Source organism: Nonomuraea sp. NPDC004580 (genome assembly GCF_040609855.1).
GTDB lineage: Bacteria > Actinomycetota > Actinomycetes > Streptosporangiales > Streptosporangiaceae > Nonomuraea > Nonomuraea salmonea.
In genome coordinates this window covers 1-2,912 of the sequence record NZ_JBEXLH010000137.1, presented here as the reverse complement: position 1 = coordinate 2,912, position 2,912 = coordinate 1, and the positions used below count along the sequence as shown (strand labels likewise).

Sequence of the window (2,912 nt, the reverse complement as noted above, 5' to 3'; positions counted from 1 at the left end):
CGCTGCCTCAAACGCTACATCGCCCGCGAGCTCTACCAGATCATCACCAGAACCGATCATGAAACCAGCGCTTGACATCAATAGGAGCATCCCCGTCCGCGCGGACGTAGGCTCACCTCATGGCAGCACCCGGCGTCCGACGACACGCCACCTGGGAGGTGGCCGCCTCGGCCCGCGCGATTCCCGGCGTCACGATGGCGGGCTTCCGCGACCTGGCCGGCGGGACGTTCGAGGAGCGCGTACCGCCGGGCCCGGCCGTCGCGATCGTCATCGACTGCACCGACGGCAGCCTCGCACCCCTGGAAGGAAGCGCCGAGGGCGGCATCGTCACAGGCCTCGCACCCGCGCCCACCCGCATCGCGGGGCGCGGCGTCGACTGCGTGGAGCTGCAGGTGGACCTCGCGCTCGCGCCCGCCCTGCTCGGGGTGCCGCCGGCCGAGCTCAACGGCGCGCCGCTCGACCTCGCCGACGTGTGGGGCCCCGAGGCGGCCCTGCTGCGGGCGCGGCTCATCGAGACCCGCTCGTGGGACGAACGCTTCGCGCTGGTCGGCGCGGCGCTCGCCCGGCGCGACCGTACGACGGCCCGCCTCGACCCCGAGGTGGCCGACGCCTGGCGGCGCATCAAGGCCGGTCACGGGCAGGTGCCGATCGGCGCGCTGCCCGCCCGCTACGGATGGAGCCGCACCCGGTTCTGGAGCCGGTTCAAGGCCCAGATCGGCGTGCCGCCGAAGCGGGCGGCGATGATCGTCCGCTTCGACCGGGCGCTGCGCAGGCTCGCCACCGCGCGCGGCGTCGCCGAGGTGGCCGCCGAGCTCGGCTACACCGACCAGTCCCACCTGCACCGCGACGTGCTCGCCTTCACCGGCCGCACCCCGGGCGCGATCGCCGCCGACCCGCTCTGGTCGGTCGACGGCACCGCCTACAGGACCGCCTGAACATTCGTGCAAGACGGCCGCCCCGCCGCCAGGCCACGCTGCCGTCATGACATCACCGGCGATCCAGGCCAGGGGCCTGGTCAAGAGATACGGCGCGCACCGGGCGGTGGACGGCATCGACCTGGAGGTGCCGGCGGCGAGCGTGTACGCCGTGCTCGGCCCGAACGGCGCGGGCAAGACGACCACCATCAAGATGATCGCGACGCTCATCAGGCCCGACGGCGGCACCGCCCGCGTGCTCGGCCACGACGTCGTCACCGAGGCGGCCAAGGTCAGGGAACGGCTCGCGCTCACCGGCCAGTTCGCCTCCCTCGACGAGGACCTGACCGGGCTGGAGAACCTCACCCTGCTCGCCCGCCTGCGCGGCCACCGGGGCAAGGCGGCGAGGAGCCGTGCCGCCGGCCTGCTGGACGCCTTCGACCTGGGCGCGGCGGCCAGGAAGGAGGTCAAGACGTACTCCGGCGGGATGCGGCGCCGCCTCGACATCGCCGCCTCCCTCGTCGTCCGGCCCGGCCTGCTGCTGCTCGACGAGCCGACCACCGGCCTCGACCCGCGCGGCAGGGGCCAGGTCTGGGAGAGCGTCAGGGCGCTCGCCGACGCCGGCACCACCGTGCTGCTGACCACGCAGTACCTCGAAGAGGCCGACCGGCTCGCCGGCCGCATCGCCGTCGTGGACCACGGCCGCGTCATCGCCGAGGGCACCAGCGGGCGGCTGAAGGCGCTGGCCGGATCGGGGGCGCTGCGCGTGCGGGTCGCCGACCACGCCGACCGCGCGCCGGTGGCCGGCCTGCTCGGCGGGCTGCTGGGGGCCGTACCCGTGCTGGAGACCGATCCGGCAGCGCTGACGCTGCGGGTGGAGCGGCCGGACGCCGTCGCGCCCGCGCTCGCCGCCGTCACCGAGCGGGGCTACGCCGTCGGCGAGTACGCGCTCGCCCAGCCGAGCCTGGACGAGGTGTTCCTCGCCCTCACCGGCAGGGCGGCGGACCGGCCCGTTCCCGAGGAGGTGTCGTGATGAGCGGAGAGCCTGAGAGCCGCGGGATGAGCGCAGTCGAGCAGGACGCGCGCCTGGTCGCGGCCGTCGTCCGCGACGCCCCGCCGCCGGGCGCCGGTGCCGGGCCCGTCGCGGCCACGCTGACCTTCACCTGGCGGGCCCTGCTGAAGATCAGGCACGTCCCCGAGCAGCTGCTGGACGCGACCCTCTTCCCGGTCCTGTTCACGCTCATGTTCACGTACGTCTTCGGCGGCGCCATGGCCGGCTCGCCCGAGGCGTACCTGGCGTACGCGCTGCCCGGGATCCTCGCGCAGACGGTCGTGTTCATGACCATGTACACGGCGGTGACGGTGAACACCGACATCGGGCGGGGCGTCTTCGACCGGTTCCGCGCGCAGCCCGTCTGGCGGCCCGCCCCGCTCGTCGGCGCGCTGCTCGGCGACACCCTGCGCTACGGGCTGGCCGCCGCGCTGGTGCTGGGCGTCGCGGCGGCCATCGGCTACCGGCCGCCGGGCGGGCTCGCGGGTGTCGCGGGAGCCGTCGCGCTGCTGCTGGCGTTCTGCTTCGCGCTGAGCTGGCTGTGGCTGATCGCCGGCCTCACCGTACGCACGCCGGCCGCCGTCATGGGGGCCTCCACGCTGATCCTGTTCCCGCTGACGTTCGTCAGCTCGGCGTTCGCGCCGCCGGACACGATGCCCGGCTGGCTCAGAGGTTTCGTGGCGGTCAACCCGGTGACGCGGCTCGTGGAGGCGGCCCGCGGCCTCCTGGACGGCGCCCCCGACCTCGGGCGGATCGCCTTCGTGCTGGCCGTGTCCGGCGTGCTGACGCTCGCGCTCGCCCCGGTCGCGCTCGCCCTCTACAGAAGAGCGTGACCGGCCGGCCCGTGCACCCTGAGCCGGCCCGTGCACCCTGAGCCGGCCCGTGCACCCTGAGCCGGCCCGTGCACCCTGAGCCGGCCCGTGCACCCTGAGCCGGCGCGCGCCGCG

The 2,912-nt window shown here is 74.9% G+C and carries 3 protein-coding genes; all 3 read left to right on the top strand.

Translation table 11 applies throughout. From position 1 onward, the window contains the following. The first annotated feature begins 119 nt into the window (after window positions 1–119). From ABZW11_RS46180 to ABZW11_RS46170, 3 genes are read left to right on the top strand one after another with little or no spacing between them, the layout of a single operon-like run. Complete coding sequence (locus tag ABZW11_RS46180) at window positions 120–935, top strand: helix-turn-helix domain-containing protein (RefSeq protein WP_355432914.1); 816 nt, start codon at window positions 120–122, stop codon at window positions 933–935. 46 nt (window positions 936–981) lie between these two features. Beyond that, window positions 982–1,947, top strand: a complete 966-nt coding sequence (locus tag ABZW11_RS46175; RefSeq protein WP_355432912.1) for an ATP-binding cassette domain-containing protein — start codon at window positions 982–984, stop codon at window positions 1,945–1,947. Beyond that, window positions 1,947–2,798 carry an ABC transporter permease gene (locus tag ABZW11_RS46170; RefSeq protein WP_355432910.1) on the top strand — a complete coding sequence of 284 codons (852 nt, stop codon included), beginning with the start codon at window positions 1,947–1,949 and terminating at the stop codon, window positions 2,796–2,798. The genes ABZW11_RS46175 and ABZW11_RS46170 overlap by 1 nt, the downstream gene beginning before the upstream one ends. The last annotated feature ends 114 nt before the right edge of the window (window positions 2,799–2,912 follow it).